The sequence below is a fragment of the Paraliomyxa miuraensis genome, assembly GCF_026337845.1.
Taxonomy (GTDB): domain Bacteria; phylum Myxococcota_A; class Polyangia; order Nannocystales; family Nannocystaceae; genus Paraliomyxa; species Paraliomyxa miuraensis.
Window position 1 is genome coordinate 63,890 of the sequence record NZ_JAOVZF010000157.1, and the last position, 22,805, is coordinate 86,694.

The 22,805-nt window shown below is 71.1% G+C and carries 19 protein-coding genes and 1 tRNA gene; 9 read left to right on the forward strand and 11 right to left on the reverse strand.

Features of this window, described 5'->3' with window-relative positions:
- Positions 1–6 precede the first annotated feature (6 nt).
- The 5 genes from OEB96_RS27660 to OEB96_RS27680 all read left to right on the forward strand — a co-directional run bounded on the left by OEB96_RS27660 (position 7) and on the right by OEB96_RS27680 (position 4,853).
- Positions 7–1,359, forward strand: a complete 1,353-nt coding sequence (locus OEB96_RS27660; protein WP_266219762.1) for a hypothetical protein — start codon at positions 7–9, stop codon at positions 1,357–1,359.
- A complete protein-coding gene (locus tag OEB96_RS27665) occupies positions 1,359–2,186 on the forward strand; it encodes a DUF4097 family beta strand repeat-containing protein (protein WP_266219763.1) in 828 nt (275 codons plus the stop codon). Before OEB96_RS27660 ends, OEB96_RS27665 begins: the two co-directional genes overlap by 1 nt.
- 31 nt (positions 2,187–2,217) lie before the next feature.
- Positions 2,218–2,301: transfer RNA gene (locus OEB96_RS27670), tRNA-Leu, on the forward strand.
- Positions 2,302–2,545: 244 nt separating this feature from the next.
- Positions 2,546–3,154, forward strand: coding sequence for a YqgE/AlgH family protein (locus tag OEB96_RS27675; protein ID WP_266219764.1), 609 nt, complete (start codon positions 2,546–2,548; stop codon positions 3,152–3,154).
- A gap of 181 nt (positions 3,155–3,335) precedes the next feature.
- Positions 3,336–4,853 (forward strand): hypothetical protein, encoded by a 1,518-nt coding sequence (locus OEB96_RS27680; protein WP_266219765.1) that lies wholly within the window; start codon positions 3,336–3,338, stop codon positions 4,851–4,853.
- A gap of 28 nt (positions 4,854–4,881) precedes the next feature.
- Here the strand turns inward: OEB96_RS27680 and OEB96_RS27685 are convergent, their stop codons facing one another.
- Together OEB96_RS27685 and OEB96_RS27690 are read right to left on the reverse strand one after the other, a co-directional pair.
- Positions 4,882–5,322, reverse strand: a complete 441-nt coding sequence (locus OEB96_RS27685; RefSeq protein WP_266219766.1) for a DUF423 domain-containing protein — start codon at positions 5,320–5,322, stop codon at positions 4,882–4,884.
- On the reverse strand, positions 5,319–6,188 hold the full coding sequence (locus OEB96_RS27690) for a DUF5329 family protein (protein WP_266219767.1): 870 nt from the start codon (positions 6,186–6,188) through the stop codon (positions 5,319–5,321). Before OEB96_RS27690 ends, OEB96_RS27685 begins: the two co-directional genes overlap by 4 nt.
- 193 nt (positions 6,189–6,381) lie before the next feature.
- Between OEB96_RS27690 and OEB96_RS27695 the strand changes: the two genes are divergently transcribed.
- Both OEB96_RS27695 and OEB96_RS27700 read left to right on the forward strand, forming a co-directional pair.
- Positions 6,382–7,713, forward strand: a complete 1,332-nt coding sequence (locus tag OEB96_RS27695; protein ID WP_266219768.1) for a replication-associated recombination protein A — start codon at positions 6,382–6,384, stop codon at positions 7,711–7,713.
- 233 nt (positions 7,714–7,946) lie between these two features.
- The gene (locus OEB96_RS27700; protein ID WP_266219769.1) at positions 7,947–8,765 is read left to right on the forward strand and encodes a pyridoxine 5'-phosphate synthase; all 819 of its coding nucleotides are present in this window, start codon (positions 7,947–7,949) and stop codon (positions 8,763–8,765) included.
- Positions 8,766–8,792: 27 nt separating this feature from the next.
- On the opposite strand, the gene OEB96_RS27705 is transcribed toward OEB96_RS27700, so the two are convergent.
- A complete protein-coding gene (locus OEB96_RS27705; protein WP_266219770.1) occupies positions 8,793–10,502 on the reverse strand; it encodes a C45 family autoproteolytic acyltransferase/hydolase in 1,710 nt (569 codons plus the stop codon).
- Positions 10,503–10,673: 171 nt separating this feature from the next.
- Between OEB96_RS27705 and OEB96_RS27710 the strand changes: the two genes are divergently transcribed.
- Positions 10,674–11,390, forward strand: coding sequence for a glutaredoxin family protein (locus OEB96_RS27710; protein ID WP_266219771.1), 717 nt, complete (start codon positions 10,674–10,676; stop codon positions 11,388–11,390).
- A 5-nt stretch (positions 11,391–11,395) separates the two neighbouring features.
- Here OEB96_RS27710 and OEB96_RS27715 read toward each other — a convergent pair whose 3' ends face one another.
- From OEB96_RS27715 to OEB96_RS27730, 4 genes are all read right to left on the reverse strand, one after another.
- The gene (locus tag OEB96_RS27715; protein ID WP_266219772.1) at positions 11,396–12,724 is read right to left on the reverse strand and encodes a protein-disulfide reductase DsbD family protein; all 1,329 of its coding nucleotides are present in this window, start codon (positions 12,722–12,724) and stop codon (positions 11,396–11,398) included.
- Between the two features lie 85 nt (positions 12,725–12,809).
- On the reverse strand, positions 12,810–14,687 hold the full coding sequence (locus tag OEB96_RS27720) for a hypothetical protein (RefSeq protein ID WP_266219773.1): 1,878 nt from the start codon (positions 14,685–14,687) through the stop codon (positions 12,810–12,812).
- A 67-nt stretch (positions 14,688–14,754) separates the two neighbouring features.
- A complete protein-coding gene (locus tag OEB96_RS27725) occupies positions 14,755–15,357 on the reverse strand; it encodes an MlaC/ttg2D family ABC transporter substrate-binding protein (RefSeq protein WP_266219774.1) in 603 nt (200 codons plus the stop codon).
- Positions 15,358–15,487: 130 nt separating this feature from the next.
- Positions 15,488–17,254 (reverse strand): TolC family protein, encoded by a 1,767-nt coding sequence (locus OEB96_RS27730; RefSeq protein ID WP_266220080.1) that lies wholly within the window; start codon positions 17,252–17,254, stop codon positions 15,488–15,490.
- A 158-nt stretch (positions 17,255–17,412) separates the two neighbouring features.
- On the opposite strand from OEB96_RS27730, the gene ygfZ reads away from it, so the two are divergent.
- Complete coding sequence (gene ygfZ, locus OEB96_RS27735; RefSeq protein WP_266219775.1) at positions 17,413–18,357, forward strand: CAF17-like 4Fe-4S cluster assembly/insertion protein YgfZ; 945 nt, start codon at positions 17,413–17,415, stop codon at positions 18,355–18,357.
- A 102-nt stretch (positions 18,358–18,459) separates the two neighbouring features.
- On the opposite strand, the gene OEB96_RS27740 is transcribed toward ygfZ, so the two are convergent.
- The 4 genes from OEB96_RS27740 to hpnC form a co-directional block, all read right to left on the reverse strand.
- On the reverse strand, positions 18,460–19,266 hold the full coding sequence (locus OEB96_RS27740; RefSeq protein WP_266219776.1) for a mechanosensitive ion channel family protein: 807 nt from the start codon (positions 19,264–19,266) through the stop codon (positions 18,460–18,462).
- A gap of 220 nt (positions 19,267–19,486) precedes the next feature.
- Positions 19,487–20,866 (reverse strand): hydroxysqualene dehydroxylase HpnE, encoded by a 1,380-nt coding sequence (hpnE, locus tag OEB96_RS27745; RefSeq protein ID WP_266219777.1) that lies wholly within the window; start codon positions 20,864–20,866, stop codon positions 19,487–19,489.
- Positions 20,867–20,888: 22 nt separating this feature from the next.
- Positions 20,889–21,824 carry a phytoene/squalene synthase family protein gene (locus OEB96_RS27750; RefSeq protein WP_266219778.1) on the reverse strand — a complete coding sequence of 312 codons (936 nt, stop codon included), beginning with the start codon at positions 21,822–21,824 and terminating at the stop codon, positions 20,889–20,891.
- Positions 21,825–21,827: 3 nt separating this feature from the next.
- A complete protein-coding gene (gene hpnC / locus OEB96_RS27755) occupies positions 21,828–22,802 on the reverse strand; it encodes a squalene synthase HpnC (protein ID WP_266219779.1) in 975 nt (324 codons plus the stop codon).
- Positions 22,803–22,805 lie beyond the last annotated feature (3 nt).

A 22,805-nucleotide genomic window follows, 5' to 3' on the forward strand; every position in this document is an offset into this window, starting at 1 on the left:
CACTTCGTGCTCCTCTCGGCCTGGATCCTCGCCGTCGCGCTCGCGCTCGAGCCCGACGCCAGCTCCAGCCTCGAGTCCGATGGCGGGTCCCGCGAAGCGGCGGCGGAGAACGCCGGCCCGACCCCCCGCCCAACGAAGGCCGAGGGCACCGCGCGGCTCGTCCTCGGACCCGAGCTCCGCGGCAGCGTCTCGGTGGTGGACGAGCAGGGGCGCGAGGTGGCCGTGGTGGTGCTGCGTCCCGAGCGGCGCGCCGTGGTCGAGGTGCCCGCGGGGCGCTACACCCTGCGCGACCCCAGCGGGGAGACCGTGGCCACCGTCGAGGTCGAGGCCGACCAGGTGCGCGCGGTCGAGCTCCCCTCCGCGTATCAGGAGTCCGCGACCTCCAGCAGCGCCCCGCGAGTCGGCCCCGCGTCGGGCCCCGCGGTGGTCACCGGTCGCCTCACCGAGGACCCCGAGGGCTCGTCCACATCCCCCGCCGCCTCGCAGGTCGAGCTCGTTCGCCGCCGCCGTCGCTGGGCCCGCTGGGCTGCCCCCTTGCTCTCCGCCGTGGTGCCCGGCGGCGGCCAGGCGCTCAACGGCCAGCCCGGCCGCGGCCTGGCCGTGTTCACCGGCACCGCGGGCCTCGTGCTCGGGACCATCGCGGTGGCCGGCGCTCGCGATCCCTTCGGGGGCGCCGGCGGGGCGTCGACCCGCTCCAACGCCGCCGAGATCGCGCGCCTGGGGGCCCTCTCGGGCCTGAGCACCGCCGCCGGTCTGCTCTACATCGGTCAGATCCTCGATGCCCATGCGCAGGCGGTGGATCGCCGCCCGCCTCGCCCCCACGTGGGCCACGCGGTCGCCCTCGAGCTGTCGCGCTTCGAAACGGTGGCCTTCGGCCCGGGTCGGCCCGCCTATCAGCTCCACTCCGACTGGTCGATCGCGATCATGGGGCAGATCGCGCCACGAGTGACGCTGGGCCTGTCGGATGCCAGCATCAAGCTCGGCCGTGAGCGCGACCGCGTGACCGTGCAGGCGGGCGCCCGCGCGGCCTATCGCTTCTACGATCGCCGCCGGGTGTGGCTGTCGGCGGGCGGCGGTGCGCTGCTGCAGGGAACGCGGGCCGATCCGGCGGCAGAGCCACTGACGGTCGACCCGGATGCACCCACCCCCGCGACCGAGCGGACGTTCTGTGTCGCCCCCTATGCCATGCTCGATGCCCGACTGTTCCTGCTCGACCGCTGGTCGCTGGGCCTGGTCCCGCGGGTGAGCGTGCCCCTGGCCTCGGCCCGGCGCACCAACGAGTGGGGGGTGGGCGGCCACGCCATCCCCCGCAACGCCGTCACCTTCGAGCTGGGCGCCAACCTGGGGGTGTACTTCTGATGGCGCGCGCGATCGTACGCGCGATCGCAGCCGCGGCGCTGTTGGCCGGCTGTGCGCTCGGCTTTCGGGGCGAGGCGCCGTTCGTCGGCGAGCACGATCTCGTCGGCACCGACGAGCTGCGCATCGAGCTCCCCGACGCGCAGCTGACCGTGGTGGCGTGTGCGGCCGACGTACCGCAGACCTGTCCTCCACAGCTGCACTACGAGGGCTCCTGGGTCTCGATCGCCGGGACCCGGCAGGACGCGCGTCGCAGCGCGTCCACGCCCTCCCTCGTGTTCGAACGCGACGAGGGCTTCGCCGTGCTGCGGGCCGAGGTTCCGCTCGCCGTCGATGGCCTGGTCGACCTCGAGCTCGGTCCGCTGACCCTCCCCGACGATCGCGATCTCGATCTGCGCACCGGCGTGGGCGACATCTCCGTGCAGGGCACCGAGGCCAGCGTGGTGGTCGACGTCGACGTCGGCGACGTCGAGATCCGCGGCGCCGACGGGGGCCTCGCCGTGCGCACCGGCCTGGGTGACGTCGACGTGGTGACCTCGGGGCACGCCGAGCTCCACACGGGCGCAGGAGCGGTCACCGTGGAGCAGAGCGGAGCCCCCCGCGACCTGCGGGTGCGCACCGACGGCGGCGGCCACATCACCGTCACGCTGGCCTCCGACGCCGACATCGACCTGGAGATCCACACCGAGGGGCGGATCTCCGTGCGCACGCCCAGCATCACCGCGCTCACCTCGGGGGTGCTGCAGCGCCGCAACGGCAACGGCTCGATTCGAGTCGAGCTGCGGAGCCCCCGCGGCGACGTGGACGTGCGCAGCGTTGATCCCGGCTGAGGGCCGTGCTAAACGCGTCCTCCTCCCACCCGCCAGAGTGGCGAAATTGGTAGACGCAGCGGACTCAAAATCCGCCGGGGGTGACCCCATGCCGGTTCGAGTCCGGCCTCTGGTACCGCAACGAGCCCTTCGACCGCCGCCAAGCGCAGGTGTCTCGGGCAGGGCCCAGCGCCCCTCGAGAGGCGCCTGGCCCGTCCGCTCGGGTGCGCTGGACCCGACGTCGGATCCACGCTTCGTTCTGCCCAGCCGCGGGCCCTGCTCGCTCGCGAGCCCCGCAGGGGGTGCACGAGCGGCACGAGCCAGCCATAATGGCATCAGCACGCGATGACCCAGGGCAGGGGAACCACCTCGTGATCACGATGGACAGCTCGAGCCTGGGCGGCCACCTCCTGTGCGCCGTACCCCAGCTGCTCGATCCCAACTTCCGTCGCTCGGTGGTGTTGATGCTCGAGCACAACGAAGAGGGCGCGCTCGGCTTGGTGCTCAACAACCCCTTGCCCAACACGGTGGCCGAGGTCTCGCGCAGCCTCCACCTCCAGTGGGAGGGCGACGAGCAGGCCACCGTTCGCCTGGGAGGTCCCGTCGAGCCCATGCGCGGCTGGATCCTCCACGATCAGCCCGACTGGGATCCCACCGCCGACGAGGTCCTGCCCGGGCTTTGGCTCACCACTTCGCTCGAGCCGGTGACCAAGGCCGGTCATCACACGGTGGGCGGCGACGGTAGCCACGTGTTGTTCCTGCTCGGCTACGCCGGCTGGGCCGGCGCCCAGCTCGAGGCCGAGATCGCGGCCGGCAGCTGGCTCCCCGTCCCCATCGACGCCCGGCACGGCCCTGCCCGCTTTGGTGTCTCGCCCCGCTGGGTGCTCGAGACCGATCCCGAGCAGATGTGGGCGGGGGCCCTGGGCGCACTGGGGGTCGATCCCGGTCGACTGGCTCGCGCCAAGCTCGGCGCCAACGCCTTGCAGTGAGTCGCCCCCCGCAACCGGCTTTCCGGTTGGCGAACACCCAGGTCGCCCCAGGGGGGCGTAGGGGATGTGCTTCGGGGGTCCGTATCGCGTGGCCTGGGGGCAGGGAGTGGTGAGAATTGTCGACTGGACGTGCTTTGGTAGTTATCCGTACCATTGACCGACTGCTCGCCGGAGATTGATCGTGATCCGCCCCAAGCACGCCCTCGCGTCCCTCCTGACCTTGCTTGCCCTCGGAATTCCCTCGGCGACCGCCGCCCCGGTCTCGTCGCCGACCCACGCCATCACTGCCGACGCCCCGTGGGCGCGAGCCATCGACGACGATCTCTCCAAGCCGTTGGTCGAGCAGTGGTACGGCCGCGAGGTCGCCGAGGCCTGGCGTGACCTCGAGCCCCGGTGGGAGGGCACCCAGCTCTTCACCCGCGACAGCTTCGACGCGGACATGCTCGCGACGCTCGGCCTCGATCCGATCCCCGCGATGAACTACGAACCCAGCCCCGGCGTGGTGTTCGTGGCCATGGACGGCGTGACCCTGTCGCCCAATTGCGGCAACGGAGATACGGCCAACTCGGCGCTCAACTGCTCGCCCCTGGTCAGCAGCCAGACCACGTTCCCGGCCTTCGGCGCCGGAGCGGCCGAGTTCCAGCAGCTCGCCGCCTACTACGAGGACTTCGACCTGGTGTTCACCAGCAACCGCCCGCCCGACTGGCTGCCCTACACCATGACGGTGATGGGCGGCTCCGCGGCGCAGATCGGCGCGGCCGGGGCCTGCGGGATCGCCAACGTGGCCTGCGATGGCCTCAAGCGCAACCACGTCTCGCTGAACTTCCCGCAGTCGTGCAACGGCATGGCCGAGACCGCGGCCCAGGAGACCTCGCACAACTGGGGCCTCGAGCACACCGACAACCCCACCGATCTGCTCTACCCGTTCAACAACGGCGGGTTCAAGACCTTCGTCGACGACTGCATGGACATCAGCGACGCCACCGGCGATGGCATCACCAACTGCGGCTACATCCACGAGATCTACTGCGAGGCCGGCATGGGCGAGCAGCAGAACTCCTACGCCGAGCTGATGGGCGTGTTCGGTCCCAGGAACCCCGACACCGAGGCGCCCCAGATCGTCTCGATCCAGCCCGCCGACGGAGCGGTCGTCGGCAATGCCGACGACATCCTCGTCACCGCCTCGATCTCCGACGACTCGAAGTTCATCGGCGTCAACTGGACCTGGCTCGAGGGCCTGCCCGACGGAGTCGAGAGCTACCGGCGCTGCACCAACAACGTGTGCGACCAGGACTTCAACCCCGGCGTCAGCTTCGATGCGATCGACATGCCCTGGGACTTCGTGGTGCTCGCCGGAGCCCCGGCCGGGATGTACACGTTCCAGGTCGAAGCGCTCGATTCCTATGGCAACTACGCTACCGAGACCATCTCCTTCGAAATCGTCGATGGCTCGGGCGGAACCACCAGCGGCGGATCGGGCTCGGGCGGCGTGGACGAGAGCGGTGGCGCCATGACCACGGAGCAGCCGCCGCTCGGCACCGGGGACGACACCGGTGGGGGCGGCGATGCCACCGAGAGCGGTGGTGGCCAGGACGATGGCAGCAGCGGCGGATGCCGGGTCGCGCAGGAGGATCTCGGTCCCATGGGCGCCGGCCTGCTGGGCCTGCTGGTGCTGGGCTTGCGTCGCCGCCGGGCCTGACCCGGTCCCGGCGCGAGCCCTTCGCCCGTCAACCGGAGGTCGGGGGGACGTCGTCCCCCCGCGCCATGGTCAGCGCATGAACCAGCAGCGCGGCCCAGCCTCCCATGAGGCACAGGCCGCCCAGCGGGGTGATCGCCCCCAACACCCGCGGTCCCCCCAGCACCATCGCGTAGAGCGTGCCGCTGAACACCAGCACGCCTGCCGTGAGCAGGAGCGAGGCCACGGCCAGCGCGCGGCGGTGGCCGCTGCGAGCCATCACCGCCACCGCGACCAGCACCACCGCATGCAGCTGCTGGTAGTGCGCGCCCGTCTGCCAGATCTCGAGGTCGCGCTCGGAGACCGCACCGCGCAGCGCATGGGCCCCAAAGGCACCGGCCATCACCCCCAACAGCCCCAGCACGGCGCCGGCCGCCAGCGTGCGCCGGGCCCCCATCGAGGCACGGCCCGAGCGGCCTGGCGACGAGCTCACGGCGCGCCTCCCTGGGCGATCTTGGTGCGCTCGCGCTCGAGCCGTCCCCGCAGCCAGGTCCCGAAGTCCTCCTCGCGACCGTCCTCGAGGACCACGCGATAGCGCACCATGTTGGCGAACGAGTCGGATGCGATCTCCTCGATGAACGTGTCGAGGTCGTGGATGTCGGCCCCGAGGAACTCCCACTTCTTGCGCAGCATGTCGGCGAACTGCGGGCCCGTGTACTCCTTGCGCTTGGGCTTGCGCTTGGGTCCGGCCAACGGGGCCTTCTTGGCGCTCGGCTTGAGCCCGGGCCCCGGCGCCGATCCATCCCCGTTCCCGGCGCCCGTCTTGGTCAGGGTCTCGCGGGCGGGCGACACGAACGACAGCTCGCTGCGCTCGACGATGGTGAGTGCGTCGAGGATCTGGAGCCGTCGCGCGTGCTCCTCGGCCTGCCGCGCCTGCTCGGGGTCGATGGGGGGGGCGGGCCGTCCCTCGAGCTCGGCGAGACGGGCGTGGTACCAGTTGCGCGCCAGCATCCACTCGTCCTCGGACAGCAGCACCCGGTCGCTCGGAACGTTGCGGCCGCGATCGGGGGCGGCGATCCGATCGATGAACTCGCGGGCGCTACGGACCCCGTTGGGGTCGCGCTCGAGCAGCAGCTGCAGCTTGTCCGCGGTGGCCTCGCCTCCGCGCTCGATGTCGTCGTGCACGAACACGTGCTCGCTGCGGCGAACGGCGGCGATGATCGCCTTGATCTTGTCCTGCTCGGTCATCTCGTTGCCGAGCTGCGCGGACGACATGCCCCGGGCGTCCTCCTCGGTGGCGTCGAGGATCCTCGGATTGGGCGAGCCGCATCCGGCGGCGAGCGTGGCTCCCACGCCCATGCTCGCGACCCACGGTGCACATACGGCCCACCACGCCCGCCGCCGTACCGCGAGAGCGGCGGACGCGGGACGGCTGGCGCGACGAGCGAACATCCGTTAGTAGGCTAGCATCGCGCATCATGATTCACACCTAGGGGATCTGTGGGAGGCGCGCGCCGCTCGAGATCCTTTGCTGACGCCGCTGGCCGAGCGCATGCGGCCGCGCTCACTCGACGAGGTGGTCGGCCAGGAGCACCTGCTCGGCCCCGATCGTCTGCTGCGACGCCTGGTCGAGTCGGGTCGGATCCCGAGCATGATCCTGTGGGGACCCCCCGGCACGGGCAAGACCACGCTCGCGCACCTGCTGGCGGGCCGGCATGGGGCGGCATTCGAGGTGCTCTCGGCCGTCAGCGCCGGCGTGCGAGACATCCGAGCCGTGGTCGACCGCGCCCGGGACCGGCGACGGCACGAGTCCCGCGCGACCGTGCTGTTCGTCGACGAGATCCATCGCTTCAACAAGGCCCAGCAAGACGCGCTGCTGCCCCACGTGGAGGCGGGTGTCTGCCGCCTGGTGGGAGCCACCACCGAGAACCCCAGCTTCGAGGTCAATGCCGCGCTCCTGTCCCGCGCACGGGTGTTCCAGCTGCGCCCGCTGGGCATCGGCCACCTGGTCACCCTCATGCGGCGGGCCCTGGTCGACGACGAGCGGGGCCTGGCGCGCGGCGACCTCACCGTCGAGGATGCCCTGCTCGGTGCGATCGCCCATACCGCCGGCGGTGATGCACGGCGGGCCCTCTCGGCCCTCGAGGCGGTGGTCGACCTGCTGCCGCCGGGCCAGACCACGCTGACGCGCGAGCTGGCCTCGCAGGCCCTGGGCGGGCAGCCGCTGCGCTACGACAAGGACGGCGAGGAGCACTACAACGTGGTCTCCGCCTTCATCAAGAGCATGCGAGCCAGCGATGCCGACGCCAGCGTGTACTGGCTGGCCCGCATGCTCGAGTCGGGCGAGGACCCCATGTTCGTCGCGCGGCGGATCGTGATCTTCGCCAGCGAAGACGTCGGCAACGCCGATCCGCAGGCGCTGCTCGTGGCCAAGGCCGCCGCCGATGCCGTGCACTTCGTGGGCATGCCCGAGGCGGTGCTGGCCCTGTCGCAGGCCACCACCTACATGGCGCTGGCGCCCAAGAGCAACGCCGCGCTGCGGGCCTACTCGGCGGCTCGCAAGGCGGTCCGGCAGTACGGCGCGCTCCCGGTGCCGCTGGTGGTCCGCAACGCCGTCACCGACCTGATGAAGGAGGTGCAGTACGGGGTCGGCTATCGCTACCCGCACGACCTCCAGGAGGGAGTCGACCAGGAGCACGTCGGCTACCTGCCCGATGCGATCCAGCGCCGGCGCGAGGCCGAGCCCTGGGAGCCGTTCGTACAGCCGAGCGATCGCGGCTGGGAGGGTCGTGCGGCCGCCGAGCTGGCGTCACGACGCCAAGGCTCCACCGCGGACGAAGCCTCCGCCCAAGCGCGCTCGAGCGACGAGCCCGAGGGGGCCTGAACCCACCACGGGTCCCGTCGAACTACGACTTGCTGCCCTCGGCGCGATCGCGACGGGCCTGCTCGGCGCGGCGGCGCATTCGCTCCTTGAGGCGACGCTGAGCGCGACGACGAAGCATCTTGGCGGTATGGCGATTGTCTCCTCGACCCATAGGCGGCAGGTTTTCGCGCAAGGCTTCGGCGGAATCAAGCCCCGTCGTGACATCGGGGGCCGCCTTCGCTACATCCACGCTCGTGGTGGCACGCCTGAGCGTCAACGTGAACAAGATCGCGACGTTGCGGAACTCCCGCATCTCGCCCCAGGTCCAGGGCGAGAGCGGCTACGGTGGGGTTCCTCGCATCGAGCGGGCCGTCCAGATCTGCCTGCGGGCGGGCGCTCCGGGCATCACCCTGCACCCGCGCCTCGACCAGCGCCACGTCACCCCGCAGGACGTGCGCGCGGTGGCTCGCCTGCTCGCGCCGCTACGCGACCAGCCCAAACCGCTACGCGACCAGCCCGAGCCGCACGAGTGCGTCGAGCTCAACATCGAGGGCGACCCGCGGCCCGATCTGCTGGCGCTGGTCCACGAGGTCTTGCCGCATCAGCTCACGCTGGTGCCCGTGCGCCCCGGGGAGATCACCAGCGAGGCGGGGTGGCCCGCCGACACCCCACGGGAGGCGCTCGCACAGGTGATCCAGGAGGCCCAGGCGGCCGGCATGCGGGTGAGCATGTTCGTGGATCCCAATCCCGACGCGATCCGATGGGTCGCCGACCTCGGCGCCGATCGGATCGAGCTCTACACCGAGCCGTTTGCCGCCGCGGCGCGGGGCGGTCGCGATGCCGCCGAGGCCGCGATGGCTCCCTACCGGGCCGCGGCCGAGCTGGCTCATGCGCTGGGCCTGGGGGTCAACGCCGGCCACGACCTCGACCTCGACAACCTGCTCGTGTTCCGCACGCTGCCCCATCTCGACGAGGTCTCGATCGGCCACGCGCTGATCGCCGAGGCGGTGTTCTGCGGGCTCGAGACGGTGGTGCAACGCTACCTCGACGTGCTCGCCGGCGCCGAGCACTGAGCGTGCCGTCGCTCGTGGCCACCTCGCTCAGCCCTCGAGCTCGGCGAGGATCCCCTCCACCCGCACCTGATCTCGCCGCCGCCCGGGGACCAGCTCGAGGTAGCGCTTGTAGTGCCCACGCGCCTGCTCGGCGTTGCCCAGCTCGCGCTCGATGTCGCCGAGCAGGCGGTGCAGCTCGCCGAGATCGGGCGCCAGCGCCAGCGCGACCTGGGCCGACCAGCGTGCGCGCTCTGGCAGGCCGCGGCCCAGCATGATGCGCGCGTGCTCGATGGCCTCGATGGCCTCTTGATAGTCGCGGTACTCCTCGCTGTAGAGCAGCGGATCGGGCGGTAGATCGTCGAGCGGGGCCGGCGGGCCCTCCGTTCGTCGCAGCCGTCGACCGAGATCGATGGCCTGATAGCGCCCCAGCGTCGACGGCCCCTCGGCCACCCACATCACCATGGCCGTGGCGTCCACCACCACCGACTGCGAGGTGCTCAGGTTCTCGAGCGCGTTGCGGTTGCCGAGCCCCAGCTCTTCTTCGCCGACCCCACGACGGTCTCGCAGCACCGCCACCGCACGGGCCACGTCGATGGGCTCCCCGCTGGTCAGCAGCTCCTCGAGTCGCTGGTAGCGATAGCCCGACGACGTGTAGCGCCGCACCCAGTCGTTGTGCAGGTCGCCCTCGAACGCCTCGTCGACCATGTGATCGGTGGCCCACACGATCGCGTCGCCCTCGCCACGCACCACCCGGCGGTTCTCGCGATCGCGCGGCGCCACCTCGAGCACCACCGCCTTGCGGTGCATGCCGTCGGCGATGAGCACGATCCCGGAGCTGCGCAGCTCGGCCTGCTGCACCATCTCGACCGCGCGCTCGAGCGTGTCGGCCTGCTCGAGCACCGTGCGCAGCACCAGCGGCAGCGGCGAGCCCTCCTCGGGGGGATCGTCGGTGCGCGCGGGGTCGAGCGCCACGAAGATCCCGCGCGCATTGATCCCCGTGACCACCCCCATCAGCCCCGGCCAGCCCACCGAGACGAACGGATAGCGGCCGTCGGGGTAGTAGAACGTCACCACGCGCTCGGCCTCGAAGTCGCGCCCGAGGTCGAAGCTCAGCGTACGCCCGATGACGAGGTTGCCCGGCTCGCCCGACGCGGTGCGCTTGGGCGCGGCTGCGAACATGCTGCCCTCGAGCAGCACGTCGTCGAGGCGCTGACCCAGGCCGTAGACGCACTGGTAGAGGAACAGGCGCTGGTAGCTGTTGATCCGATCGCCTTCCGACTCGGGCAGCGCCTTGGCCATCGCCGCCAGCTCCACGCGATGCTCCGGGTCGAGGAAGCGATCGGCCCCGCGGTAGTCCCAGCGCAGCACCATGGCCGCGGTCCACTGCTCGAGCCACGCGCCGTAGCGCCGGTCGACGAGGTCGCGGATCCGATCGTCGAGCTCGCGAAACAGCCGCTCCGACAGCCGGCCTCGCGCATCCCCGAACTCGGCCGGCGAGCCCTCGAGGTGCATGCGCCACAGCAGGCCATCGCGCTCGAGCCACGAGCGCCCGTAGTTCAGCCTTCGCCCGGTGGGATCCACCGAGAACTCGTAGCTCGGCACCTCGACCTCGGGCGCCTCGAGCTCGGTGTAGCTGAGGTACCCCGAGTACGACAGCGCGATCAGGATGAAGCCGATCCCGAGGAGCACCAACGTCGCGCGCAGCAGCGCGAAGAAGGGGCGTTCGGACGCCCGGGGGGCCGAGGGAAAGCGCGCCATGACGGGCTACGGGGGCGGCAATCTACCCTACCGGGCGAGCCGAGCGAGCCATCGCGGAGCGATGACGCCCGCCGGCCTCGCGCCGAAACGAGGCACGACCGCCCCCCGTACCGACCCCGGGACCGCAGGGGCTCGTCGCGCGACAGCCGCCGCGCTATGCTCCCAGGCCCAATGTCCATGCGTGCACGCGCATCGATCGGGTGGATGGGGGCCGTCCTCGGGCTCCTCGGGCTGACCCTGGCCTCCGCTTGCGAGGACGAGCGGCCGCCCGCACCACCGCCGGTCGCCGATGCCCCCGAGGGCCCGCAGGCGGCCCCGCCGACCCAGGCCGAGTCGTTCTTCGACCCGGGCGGTGGCCCCGCCGTACTCACCTACGCCGGTGACCGCGGCTCCTTCGCCGACGCCAGCGCGGTCGATGCCGTACCCGAGGAGGCGCGCGGCCTGGTCCGAGTCACCGTGCTGGACGGCGATCCGCCCCCGCCCGGGAGCGTATGGGTCACCAACCTGCGCGCTCCCGAGCCCGACGGACGCTTTCGCCTGCGCACCGTGGCGCGCGACATGTTCGAGGAGCTGGCCCTGGGCGAGGGACGCAGCAGCGCCGTGGAGCTCCCGCAGGGCCTGCAGCCGCCCGAGCAGGTCGCCGCGGTCGATGGCGTGGTGGTCTACAAGACCGCGTGGTGCGGCGTGTGCAAGAAGGTCGAGGCCTACTTGAAGCGCAAGGGCGTCGACTACGAGGCCAAGGACATCGAGAAGGATCCACGAGCCGCGGCCGAGCTCCAGGCCAAGGCCAGTGCCCAGGGGGTTCGCACGGGGAGCGTGCCCGTGATCGACGTGGGGGGGCAGCTCATCGTGGGGTTCGATCGGGCCAGGCTCGAGAAGCTGCTGTAGGCGAGCTACTCGATCGGCTCGATGGCCTCGAGGAACTCCTCGGCCTCCACCACCTCGTGGAAGTGTGCGGCCGCCTGCGGCATGAGCTTGCCCTCGCGCAGGGCGGACAGGTGCTGCGAGAGGCTCGCGCTCGAGGGGTAGACGAGCACGCTGGGCAGGGTCGCGCTGGCAAAGGCGTCCTGCATGGTGCCGTGCTCGTCGGTACCCTCGGTGACATCGATCTTGACCAGGTGGAAGCGCGTGGAGAGCAACGGCTCGACCGTCTCGTGGTGGAAGGTGGACAGCTCCATCTCCTTGCAGGGGTTGCACCACGTGGCGGCGAAGTCGATGAGGAGCGGCTTGCCCTCGGCCTCGGCCGCCGTGATCTCGGCCTCGAGCTGGGCCACCGTGGTCACCTGGTGCCAGTTGGCCGGCGGCACGTAGACCAGGTTGTTGACCGCCACCAGCGTGCCGAACACGGTCAGCCCCACCGCGAGGGCCTTGCGAAAGCGCTCGCCCGTGGGCCCGTGGAACGAGAGGTGGATCGCCCCCAGGCCCACGCCGATCAGCACCGCCGTCACGGCCACCCAAAATCCCCAGCTCGGATCGAGGATGAAGTTCTCGAGCGACGACGACAGCGGTCGCAGGAACCACAGCGCCATCACGATGAGCAGCACGCCGAAGAAGCTCTTGACGTACTCCATCCAGGCCCCGGGGCGAAACAGGCTCGCTCCGAGCGCGACGGCGAAGAACAACGTGCCCATGCCCAGCGCGTAGGTGAACAGCAGCGAGCCGCCGTAGAAGATCCCGCCGCCCTCCGCGGCCGCCTTGGCGATCATGGCCAGCAGCGACAGCAACACGGGCCCGGTGCACGGGGCGGAGATGAAGCCCGACACCAGGCCCATGAGGAAGGCACCCATCGGCCCCGCCCCGCCGACCGCGTTGAGCCGGTTCTGCATGCTGGTGGGCAGCTGCAGATCGAACGCGCCGAACATGCTGGCCGCGAGCGCCACCAGCAAGAGCGCAATGGGTACGACCACCCAGGGATTGGCCAGCCACGCCCCGAACGCATTGCCCGTGAGCGCGACGACGACCCCGAGGCTGGTGTAGAGCGTGGCCATGCCCAGCACGTAGGCGGTGGCCAGCAGCAGCGCGCGCGCTCGTGACACCCCCTTGGCTCCGAACACCGCCACCGTGATGGGGATGAGCGGGAACACGCACGGGGTCAGGTCCACCAGCACGCCGTAGACGAAGGCGGTGGCGTAGGCACCGGCGCCTCCGCTGCCGAAGCTCTGGGCGAAGTCGGGGGCGGAGGCCAGCAGGGCGGAGTCGAGGACGTGGGGCAGGAGATCCATGGGCGAAGCCCTCGCGGGTTGGTCGAGCGCGGCTCGATACGGGGAACGGGTCGAGGAGGCGGATCGTTAGCCCGGACCGCGCCCCTCAAGGCGGTGGGACCCGGACACAATGGCCGGCCTGCTGCAGCTCGGCAAGGTCCCTGGCGGAGACCGCGCCGCAGCAGGTGTCGTCGTCGAGGAGGCGGATCAGCTCGTCGAGCAGCGTGCGCGGCAGGCCGTGGCAGCATGCCGTCTGCCGGTCGTCGTGGCACTCGGGCAGCACCTGGCAGCGCCCGTCGTGGGGCGCGAGGCACGAAAGCCGCAGCGAGGGATTGAGGTCGGTGTAGTCGAGCACGGCCTCCGTGCCGGGAAACAGCGCTGTGCCCAGCAGTCCATCGGGCTCTAGCGCCTCCGGAGCCACGTCGCGCCGCACGGCCAGCGCCAGGGGATGGTCGGCCGGGAGCACGGTCGTGGGAATCCAGTGCGAGGGGCGTGGCCCGCCGGATCCATCCTCGAGGAAGGGCTCGCCGAGCACGGCGAGGGACGCCCCCGCTTGATCGCCCGCAACGCCGTCGAGGTCCTCGGCCTCGTCGACCTCGGCGGAGTAGGGCGGCGCCGCATCGCGGATGTCCCCGGTGAGCTCGGCTCGTTTCTGGTAGCGAAGACACTGCAGGTGGGCCGCATCGCGACGCTCGTCGGCGCGCTCGCAGGGCCCCTTGGCCCGGCTTCGGTCGGCCCCGGGGACCAACGCCAGGCTGCGCACCCGCAGGCGTAGCAGCGGCGCGTCCTCGCCCGCGGACGGCCAGCCCGCAAAGTGCAGCACGCCGTCGTTCCCGATGAGGCAGGCCGGCAGCGTGCCGTCGATCTCGGTGGTGGGGCTGATGGGGGTGGGGCACGGGGGCATCGCTTCGAGATCACCGAACATGCGCGCGGCGCTGTCGGAGAACAGCACCAGCCCCGGAACTCCCGTGGCGACCACGAGGCTGGCCGAGAAGCCGCCCAGGATGGGGTCGGTGGGCTCGTCGCACATGGCGGTCAGGCTGGGGCCGCGGGTCAGGTCGCACATGCCCGGGCCGAAGGGATCATCGGGCGAGGTGAGGTAGCGGGGGGCGCAGGGCGGGATCGCGACGCATGCATCCATCACCATGCGGCTGGGCTGCAGCGGGAGCTCGGGGGCGCTGGTCGAGATGTCGAAGCCGGGCAGGTCGCACGGGCCATCCTCCACCTCGCAGCGATCGGAGAGTTCACGCCCCAGCAGGCGACCGGGAAACTGCACCGGGAGGAACGCCCGCCCCTGGTCGGCGAGGATCGTCTCGCTGCCGGGGAACTCGCCGTAGAGGGTGACGGTGGCGTCGTCGGGACCCGCGGTGCGGATGGCGACCGCGAAGTTTCGCAGGAGATTGCCGCCCAGGACCCCGTCGGGCTCGATTGCATTGCTCTGGTTGCCAGCGGTCCACGACCAGTCGTCCGCGTCGGCGGCACGCACCAGGGGCAGCTCGTCGAAGCGGAAGCGGGCCACGGCGTCCTGCAGATCCCGTTCGTGGCGCATGCGCTCCTCGTCGGTCGCGTCGGCCTCGAGCTCGGCGAAGATCGTGCCGGCCGGGCGAACCTCGAGGCACTCGATCGACAGGCGCGAGCCTGCGCTGGCCTCGGGATCGCGCAGCACGCTCAGGGGGGCGAGCGAGTCGATGAGCAGCATCCGACACTGGCGCGAGCCGGATGGATCGCAGCCACCGGCCGCCGTCTCGCCCGGACACCCCTCGTCGATGAAGGCCAGCCGTGGCAGCACCGAGCCGTCGCCGTGGGCGAGCGCGAGGTTGCGGCCATACTGCCCGTCGATGGCGATGGGCTCGGCACTGCACGCCATCACGGATGGCGCCAGCAACCACACCAGCATCGAGAGAGCAGCGACCGGGCGCGCGCTCGGGACGGCGATGGTCTCGATGACCTCGGCCCCGGTCCGTGCGCTGCTGTCGCCCCTCACGGCGAGGATGGTAGCAGCCACGGCACGGGGCCGAGGAAGGAACGACGGGAGACGGACGGGACGACGCCTACTCGGCTTCGAGCTGGTCGATCTTCTTCTGGAGGGTGGAGATCACGGTGTCCATGCCGCCCTGGGCGTAGAGCCGGTTGATCTCGTACTTGTAATTCTTGGCGAGGCTGACGCCGTCGGTGATGACGTCGCGCACGTGCCACTTGCCCTCGACCTTGTGCATCACGTAGTCGATCTCGACGACCTTGGTGGCGCCTTCCTTGTCCTGGAAGGTGACCTTGGTGTCGACCTTGGTGGCCTTCTCGCGGACCTCCTCGCCGACGTACTCGACGGAGCCGCGATCCTTGGCCTTGATGCGCTTGAGATAGTTCTCGCGGATGAGGGCGGTCAACAGGGTCTGGAATTCGTCGCAGCGCTCGCCACAGAGCTCGGCGTACTTGGAGGGGCCTCCGAGCGCGGCCTGGGCGATCCAGCGGTAGTCGAGCAGCTCGTCGACCTTGGCCTGGATGTCCTTGCGGTCGGCGTCGGCATCGACGAGCGTGGTCACCTCGGTGTGCGAGGCCTTGAAGGCATCGATGGCGCCGGGGCCCCCTTCGGCCAGGGCAGCGGTGGGCAGGAGCAGCGCGAGGCTGAGCGACAGGGCGGCGATGGTCTGGCGCATGAGGGACATCGTTGGCTCGAGGGGTTCGTACGGCAACCGCGCGGATGCCGTGGGGGTGGCGGTTGGGGGCCTCAGACGGGGCCCTCCCGGGAGGTATTCAGGCCCCCGGAGCATACTCAAGTGCTCGGGATCACTGGGCTCCCTCGGCCTTGGGGCGGCGTGCGGGCGCGCTGGCAGCCGCTCCGTGGGGCCTGGACGGGTCCGGCGCAATCAGCGGGGCACCGGTGGCTCGGGCCAGGCGGGCGACCGCCTCGTTGTGCGCATGGATCGCCTCGGCCTCGTCGAAGCGCTTCTTGTACCAGTCCGACAGCGCACGCAGGAGCTTCTCGGCATCGCCGCCGCCGACCATGTCGCGCTGCTCGAGCGAGACGACCAGCTGCCAGCTCAGCTCGGTGGCGCGCCGCGACAGGGTGATGCGCTCGCGGGCCTCCACCACGTCCTCGTAGGCGCGCGTCACGTCTTGTCCCAGCAGCAGGGTCGCGGCATCGCGCTGGTACTCCTGTGCTCGCAGCTCGGCGCGGGCCTTCTGGAGATCGAAGGCGTCGTTGTGGAAGTCCCAGCGCCAGCGCATGGCCAGCGCGGCCGTGACCCGCGAGTAGTTGAACCGGTCTTGGTAGTAGAGCCGGTTCATCTCGGTGTCGACGGCGTTGGAGACCGCAAAGCCCACGCCCACGACCAGGCCGAGGTCGGGCAGGAAGTTGGAGCGCGCGAGCTTCTCCTGGGCCTTGCGCGCTTCGACGGCGGCGCGGGCCATGTGGGCCTCGGGGCGCTCGCTGATCGCCAGCTCGCGGTAGTCGCCCACCGAGCGCAGGCCTCCGTCGATCACGAACGGCTCGAGCCGATCCTCGCGCACGTCGAAGCCAGGCGGTGCGGCCGAGCCGGCCAGATCCCACAAGGCGGCCAGCGCGAGGGCCTCGCCCTTGAGAGCGGCGCGCATCTTCTGCTCGACGTCGATCTCGGCCAGCTCGACCTTGATGAGGTCGTTGGGATCGCGATCGGGATGGGACGCCTCGGCATCGGCGTCCCAGTCGTCGTCTCCGGATCCGCCCAGATCGGCCTCGACGCGCGCTCGGGCCTTGTCGACGACCGCCTTGGCGTCGCGCAGGATCGCCTGGGTCTCGCGGGCCAGCATCAACCCGGTGTGCGCCTGCAGCACCAGCTTGAGGGTCTCCTGCTGGTACTGGAGCTGCTCGAGCTTGGCCAGCGCGACCGCGGCGTTGGCCAGCCGCTTGGTGTTCTTGATCTTGCCGAATGTATAGAGCGGAATCACGGCGTCGGCATCGAACGCGAACCGCACGCCCGCGCGGGCGAGCTGGCTGAAGTAGCCCTGGACGGTGGTGAGGTCGAGGTCGTCGTTGCCGGCCGGGCGACACCACTGGAACTGGAACTGGTCGCTCGGCACCGCGGCGCCGTCCTGGACGTAGGTGGCATCGACCACGAGATCGTCGCAGGCGATGTTGGCCCCCGGTGAGAGCGTGGCGACCGTCTCGATGATGGGCAGCCAGGCGAACTGGGCCTTGCGGGCTTGCGCCTTCATGGCCTCGATCTTCTCGCCGGCCGAGCGCACGAGGGGGTTGTGCAGGGAGTAGCGGACGATCTGCTCGCGGGTGAGCACGGGGATGCCCTGCGGTCGCGGGCCGTAGGGGTCGAGGCGATCGGCGGTGGGGAGCGAGAAGGCGGAGCGGGGCTTGGCCTCGGTCGTTGGTGTCGGTGCGACGGCAGGGGAAGGCGAGGCAGCGGGGGAGGGCGAGGCGGTCGAGTCCGGCGACGCCGGTGAGGGCTCGGGCGCCGCAGGTCCGGGCGCTGCCCTCGCCGAGTCGATGGAGGACAGCGACAGGGCGACCACGGCCGCGGCGAGGCGTCCGAAGCGGGCACGGCTCCACGGGCGCGAAGGCATCACCGCGTTCTCCCTAACCCGGGCGCCCACGCCGATCAAGCGACGAGGGTCTCACGGTCCCTGCCGCCCCGGGCAAGCGGTAGGCGCCTTGCGCCGCGTTCCCCCGCAGGCGGAGGCTTGGCTTGCGTGGCTCGATCCGGGTTGCCATCGTACGCACCGTGACGGTCCGCTACGCGCTGCTCCACGAGATCCCCGGCCAGGCCCGCGCGCGTCTGCGCCTCCACGGGGCCGACACCCGCCGGTTCCTGCAGGGGACGGTGACTGCCGACCTCGAGGCCCTGCGACCCGGCGAGGCGCTGGCGGCCGGGCTGTGCACGGTCAAGGGCAAGCTCGTCACCGATCTCGTGCTATTGCCGGAAGGAGACGACGAGGTGCACGTGCTGGTGCCGACCGATCGCGCGGGCGCGGTCACGGAGCACTTCGATCGGCACATCATCATGGACGAGGTCGAGGTGGAGGCACTCGGGCCCGTCGGGCTGGCGGTGGCCTGGGACCCCGAGACGAACGAGCCGCCCGCGCTGCGTCAGACGCCCGGGGTGCAGGCGTTCGCGACCCGTCACCCGGCCCCCGGGCGGCTGTTGGTGGGCGTGCCGCAGGCGGTGCAGGGGGTGCTCGCCGGCTACGAGGCGGTCGACGCCGAGGGGTGGGCGGCCCGTCGCATCGCCACGGCATCGCCGGCGTGGGGCCACGAGCTGCGCGAGGGCTTCTTTGCGCCGGAGGTGGGCTTCGTGTACGCGGTCAGCTACGACAAGGGCTGCTTCCTGGGGCAGGAGCCGCTGGCGCGGATCCACGCGCGAGGGCAGGTCAACCGGGTGATGGTGCGCGTGCGAGCGTCCGCGGTGCCGGCGGAGGCGACCCCGCAGGGCGTGGCGCTGGCGGCCGAGGAGCGCCAGGACGCCGGGCGCCTGACGACGTGGGCCCCCGCAGAGGGTGGGGTCGATGGGCTGGCGGTGGTTCGTCGAGCGGTGGCCGAGCCCGGGACCAGGCTGCGAACCACGGACGAGCCCGCGATCGAGGTCGAGGTGACGAGCGGTCCGCTGGGCGACGATCCTGGCGTGGCCGGGCGCCACCCGCGATCCGACACCCCGGGCAAGTCCGGCTGAGCCGGCGCATGCGAGGGCGGTAGGGCTTCGAAACGCGCTGCGCCGTGGCTCCCCGAGCGACGGCGGGAGGAGGCCACGGCGCAGGACGGCGCGCTGCCGCGATCAGGCCGCAGGACGCTGCGAGATCACCAGGTGCTCCTCGGGGATCTTGAAGCCGGCCTTGCCGAGCTCGGTGCGGATGGCGGCATTGGTGTCGAAGTACACCTGCCAGTAGTGGTCGTTGTTGGTGTACGGGCGCACGCACAGCTTGGGCCCGGCGAGGTTGAACTCGAGGATGAAGACGTCGGGCGCGGGCTTGCTCTCGACGTTGGGGATCTTGGCGATGGCCTCGCGCAGGATCTCCATGGCCTGGTTGGCGTCGTCTCCGTGGTTCAGCTGGGCGAAGAGATCGACGCGGCGGTAGGGGTTGGCCGAGAAGTTCTGGATCACGCCGCCGAGCACCTGGCCGTTGCCGATGAACACGCGAACGTTGTCGAGGGTGTCGATCGAGGTGACGAACATGCCGATGTCGGTGACGGTGCCGGTCTGGCCGCCGATGGTGACGAAGTCGCCGACCTTGAACGGGCGCAGCACCAGCAGGAACACGCCGGCCGCGAAGTTGCCGAGCAGGCCCGACCACGCCATGCCGATCGCCACGCCGCCCGCGGCGAGCAAGCCGGCGAACGTGGTGGTCTCCACCCCGAACACCGACAGCACGGCGATGAACAGCAGGATGTTGAGCAGGATGTCGAGGGCCGAGCCGAGGTAGCGCGCGACGGTGGAGTCGAGGCGCTCCTTGAGCATGCCGTTGACGATCCGCGTGACCATGCGGATCACCATGCGACCGATGATCCAGAGGAGGAGCGCGCCGACGATCATCTTGCCGACGTCGATGCCGACATCGAGGGCCTTGTCGAGGTATTCGTTCATCGAGAGGGGTCTCCTGAGTGCGGCGCGATATACAATCGTCGTGCCAGGCCGTGCGAGCGCATTCGCGAGCCTCTCGGACGATTGGTTCGAGGAGCGCGGACCCAGCGGGGCAAATTGCCCGGGACACCGTTCGGATCGAGGTGGAGCGTTCGGACCACGGCGCGAATTCGCGCAATCCGGTACGGAACCGTGGATCGAACCCGCGGGCTCCCGCGGCCGCTCAGAGCCCGAACGCCGTCTGCCGTCGCGCGTCCTCGAGCACCGCGGCCGCGGCATCGTGACCGCTCTGGCACGCGGACTCGATGGTGGCGGGCAGCCCCGTGCGGACCCAGTCGCCCCCGAGCAGCAGCCCCGGCAGGGGGCTGCGGGTGGCGGGCCGCAGCTGGTAGGTGCCGGCGGCATGGGTGATGGTGGCCTTGCGCTCCTTGATGATCTTGTGGGCGCGAACCTGGACCGGGCGCTCGGGGAAGTAGCGCCGCAGCTCGCTGCGGCACAGCTCGAGCAGGGTCGAGGGACGATCGTCGACCAGCCCGCGGGCGCCGGAGATCGTGCAGTTGAGCAGCACCTGCCCGTGATCGTGGCCCTCGATGCGGCTGCGATCGAACAGCCAGTGCAGCGGGCTGCCGATGAGCCCCAAGAACGGCACGTCGACGAACGGGGCCCGGTCGAGCACCAGCCACAGGTTGATGATGGGGGACACGGTCAGCCGCGCGACGTCGGCGAACACGGGGTGGCGGCGCGCGGCGGCGGGCAGGGCATCGAGCAGCGGCTGCGGGGGCACGGTGGAGATCACGGTGCGCGTCTCGATGCGCTCGCCCGAGCGCAGCACGACGGCCCGTACGCCGTCGGCATCGGCCTCGATCGCGCGCATGGGCTGCCCCATGCGCAGCTCGGCGCCGCGCTGTCGCAGGTGCTCGAGCGCGTCGTCGACGTAGAGCCGCGACAGCGGGACCCGGGGCACGCCCAGGCGCGAGTCGTCGCGGGTGCCGAGGAACGCCCGCTCGAGCACGGCCACCAGCATCGCGGCCGAGGCGATCAGGGGATCGTCGTTGAGCACGGCCCAGATCAGCGGATCCCAGAAGGCGCTGCGGATCCCCTGGGTCTGGCCCATGCGGCGCAGCCAAGCGTCGCAGGTCTCGTTGTCGTCGGGGCGCGCGGCCTCGTGGCGCAGCATCACGCCCGCCCGCAGCGCGGCGGCCTTGTGCAACAGCCCCACGCCCCGCATGGAGGCCAGCCCGGCCGCGAGGTGCAGCGGGGCGGGCAGGGCGGGGCAGCGCAGCCGCACCCGGGCGCCGCCGGGCCTGACCATGTCGACCTCGAGGTTGCGCTGGAACGAGACCGCGTCGTCGTTGCCGATGGCGCGCAAGAACGCCAGGGTCTCGCGGTAGCAGCCCATCATCAGGTGCTGTCCGTTGTCGAGCTCGAGGCCGGTGGCGGGGTGTCGAAACGAGCGCGAGCGGCCGCCGCCGCCGCCGGTGGCCTCGACCAGGACGATCGGCTGGCCCGCATCGCACAGCCGCACCGCGGCCGAGAGCCCGGCAAGGCCCGCGCCCACGATCACGAGGGGCTGCGGTCGCTCCGAGGATGCGCTCCCGTCCATGGCCGGCCCACCCATTGCGCGGCTACCAGGTCAGCCCCGAGCGCGCGATGGCGAGGGCGGCGACCTTGAGCTTGTCGCGACGGCGCAGCACGGGGCGCCGCGTGAACACGTTGAAGTTGCGGGTGCGGATCTCGCCGAGGATCCGATGGTAGGTGCGCCCCATGATCTCGGCGGGCAAGAGCGCCTTGGCGTCGGCCGCTCGCAGGGCGTCCCACGCCCGTCGATACTCGCGCTCGGCGGCGTCGGCGAAGTCGCTGGCCATCGCGACGAAGCGATCGTCGTAGCGCTGCCGAAGCACGTCGTCGTCGCGCAGGCCGTGTCGGGTCAGGAGCTCGCGCGGCAGGTAGATCCGACCGCGCGCGGCGTCCTCGGCCACGTCGCGCAGGATGTTGGTGTACTGGAGCGCGAGTCCCAGGTGCTCGGCGTAGCGTCGCGCGGGCTCGGTTTGATCGCCGAACAGCGCGATGCACAGGAAGCCGACGCACGAGGCCACCCGGTAGCAGTAGAGGCGCAGATCCTCGAGGTCTTCGTAGCGGTCGCGATCGAGGTCCATTGCGACCCCCGCGATGATCTCGTCGAAGGCCTCGCGCGGGTACTCGAACAGCGCATGGGTGCGACGCAGGCCGCGGCCGAGTTCGGTGTGCGGAGGGTCGTCTTCGAAGTAGGCGTCGCCGTAGATCCGGGCGATCTCGCGGCTCCACTCGTGCAGGTGCAGGCGCGCCTTGGCGGCGCCCTCGGGGCCGGGCTCGCGCTCGTCGACGATGTCGTCGACCACCCGGCAGAACTCGTAGACCAGGTGCAGGCCCTCGGCGCGCTCGGGGCCGAGGAACAGGAACGCGAACTTGAAATTGGAGCTGCTGCGCTCGGTGAGGCGGCGCAGCAAGCCGGTCACGCCGCGGCCGTGCCGGCGCTGGGGCTCGGGGCGGGCGTCGTCTCGGAGCTCGGCGGCGGCGCTCATGGGTCAGGCCTCCCCCCGCAAGAAGCGGCGTCCGAACGAGAACAGCGAGCGCACGGCGATGCCGGCCACGTCGCGCTTCTCGAGCGTGGGGCGGTGGTCGAGGGTGGCGAATCCGCGGTCCTCGATGCGCTGGAGCACCGCCATGCCGCCTCGCCACGTGGCCTCGAGCTCCATCGACAGGCCGGGCGAGACCCGGCGGATGAGCGGGCGACCGCGGTGGAACATGGCTCGGACCCGCGCGACCGAGAACTCCATCAGCTCGCGCAGCTCGGGGGTGGTGCGCTGAGCCAGGAGTTCCTCGTGACCCACGCCGAAGTGCACGAGGTCTTCTTCGGGCAGGTAGATGCGGCCGCGCGGGATGTCGACCGACAGGTCCTGCAGGAAGTTGGCGATCTGGAGCGCGCTGCAGATCTCGTCGCTGAAGCGGTGCAGCGCGGGGTCGCGGTGGCCGTGGACGAAGAGCACCAGCTGCCCCACCGGGTTGGCCGAGTGCGAGCAGTAGTGCACCACCTCGCCGAAGGTGGCGTAGCGGTGCTTGGTCAGATCCATGCGAAACGCGGTGAGCAAGGCCCGCAGCGGCCCGATGGGGATGTCGTGGCGGCGCACGGTGTCGCGCAGGGCGAGGAACACGGGGTGCTGCACGTCGCGGTGGAAGCAGGTCTCGAGCAGGTGCTCCCAGGCATCGAGCGCCTCGCGGCGGCGGCCCTCGAAGCGCGGCTCGTCGGCGAAGTCGTCGGCGGTGCGGGCGAACGCGTAGATCGCCGCGATGTGGGGCCGGAGGTGAGCCGGCAGGAATTTGCTGGCCACGGGGAAGTTCTCGTAGTGGGTGGCCGCCATCCGCTCGCACCAGCGGTAGGCGTTGGCCTTGGTCCACGGCCCGGGAGGCGCACCGTCGGGCGGGCTGAATCGATCGCTGGCATCGTCGGCCGTCGGAGACGCGGGGACGCAGTAGAGGCGGGGCTCGGTGGCGCTGACCATGGG

Excerpts from the sequence above, each read along its gene's own strand:
- OEB96_RS27665 (WP_266219763.1), top strand. The coding sequence starts at position 1,359 with ATGGCGCGCGCGATCGTACGCGCGATCGCAGCCGCGGCGCTGTTGGCC.
- OEB96_RS27675 (WP_266219764.1), top strand. The coding sequence starts at position 2,546 with ATGGACAGCTCGAGCCTGGGCGGCCACCTCCTGTGCGCCGTACCCCAG.
- OEB96_RS27690 (WP_266219767.1), bottom strand. The coding sequence starts at position 6,188 with ATGGGCGTGGGAGCCACGCTCGCCGCCGGATGCGGCTCGCCCAATCCG.
- OEB96_RS27695 (WP_266219768.1), top strand. The coding sequence starts at position 6,382 with ATGCGGCCGCGCTCACTCGACGAGGTGGTCGGCCAGGAGCACCTGCTC.
- OEB96_RS27705 (WP_266219770.1), bottom strand. The coding sequence starts at position 10,502 with ATGGCGCGCTTTCCCTCGGCCCCCCGGGCGTCCGAACGCCCCTTCTTC.
- OEB96_RS27710 (WP_266219771.1), top strand. The coding sequence starts at position 10,674 with ATGTCCATGCGTGCACGCGCATCGATCGGGTGGATGGGGGCCGTCCTC.
- OEB96_RS27715 (WP_266219772.1), bottom strand. The coding sequence starts at position 12,724 with ATGGATCTCCTGCCCCACGTCCTCGACTCCGCCCTGCTGGCCTCCGCC.
- OEB96_RS27725 (WP_266219774.1), bottom strand. The coding sequence starts at position 15,357 with ATGCGCCAGACCATCGCCGCCCTGTCGCTCAGCCTCGCGCTGCTCCTG.
- OEB96_RS27730 (WP_266220080.1), bottom strand. The coding sequence starts at position 17,254 with ATGCCTTCGCGCCCGTGGAGCCGTGCCCGCTTCGGACGCCTCGCCGCG.
- OEB96_RS27740 (WP_266219776.1), bottom strand. The coding sequence starts at position 19,266 with ATGAACGAATACCTCGACAAGGCCCTCGATGTCGGCATCGACGTCGGC.
- hpnE (WP_266219777.1), bottom strand. The coding sequence starts at position 20,866 with ATGGACGGGAGCGCATCCTCGGAGCGACCGCAGCCCCTCGTGATCGTG.
- OEB96_RS27750 (WP_266219778.1), bottom strand. The coding sequence starts at position 21,824 with ATGAGCGCCGCCGCCGAGCTCCGAGACGACGCCCGCCCCGAGCCCCAG.
- hpnC (WP_266219779.1), bottom strand. The coding sequence starts at position 22,802 with ATGGTCAGCGCCACCGAGCCCCGCCTCTACTGCGTCCCCGCGTCTCCG.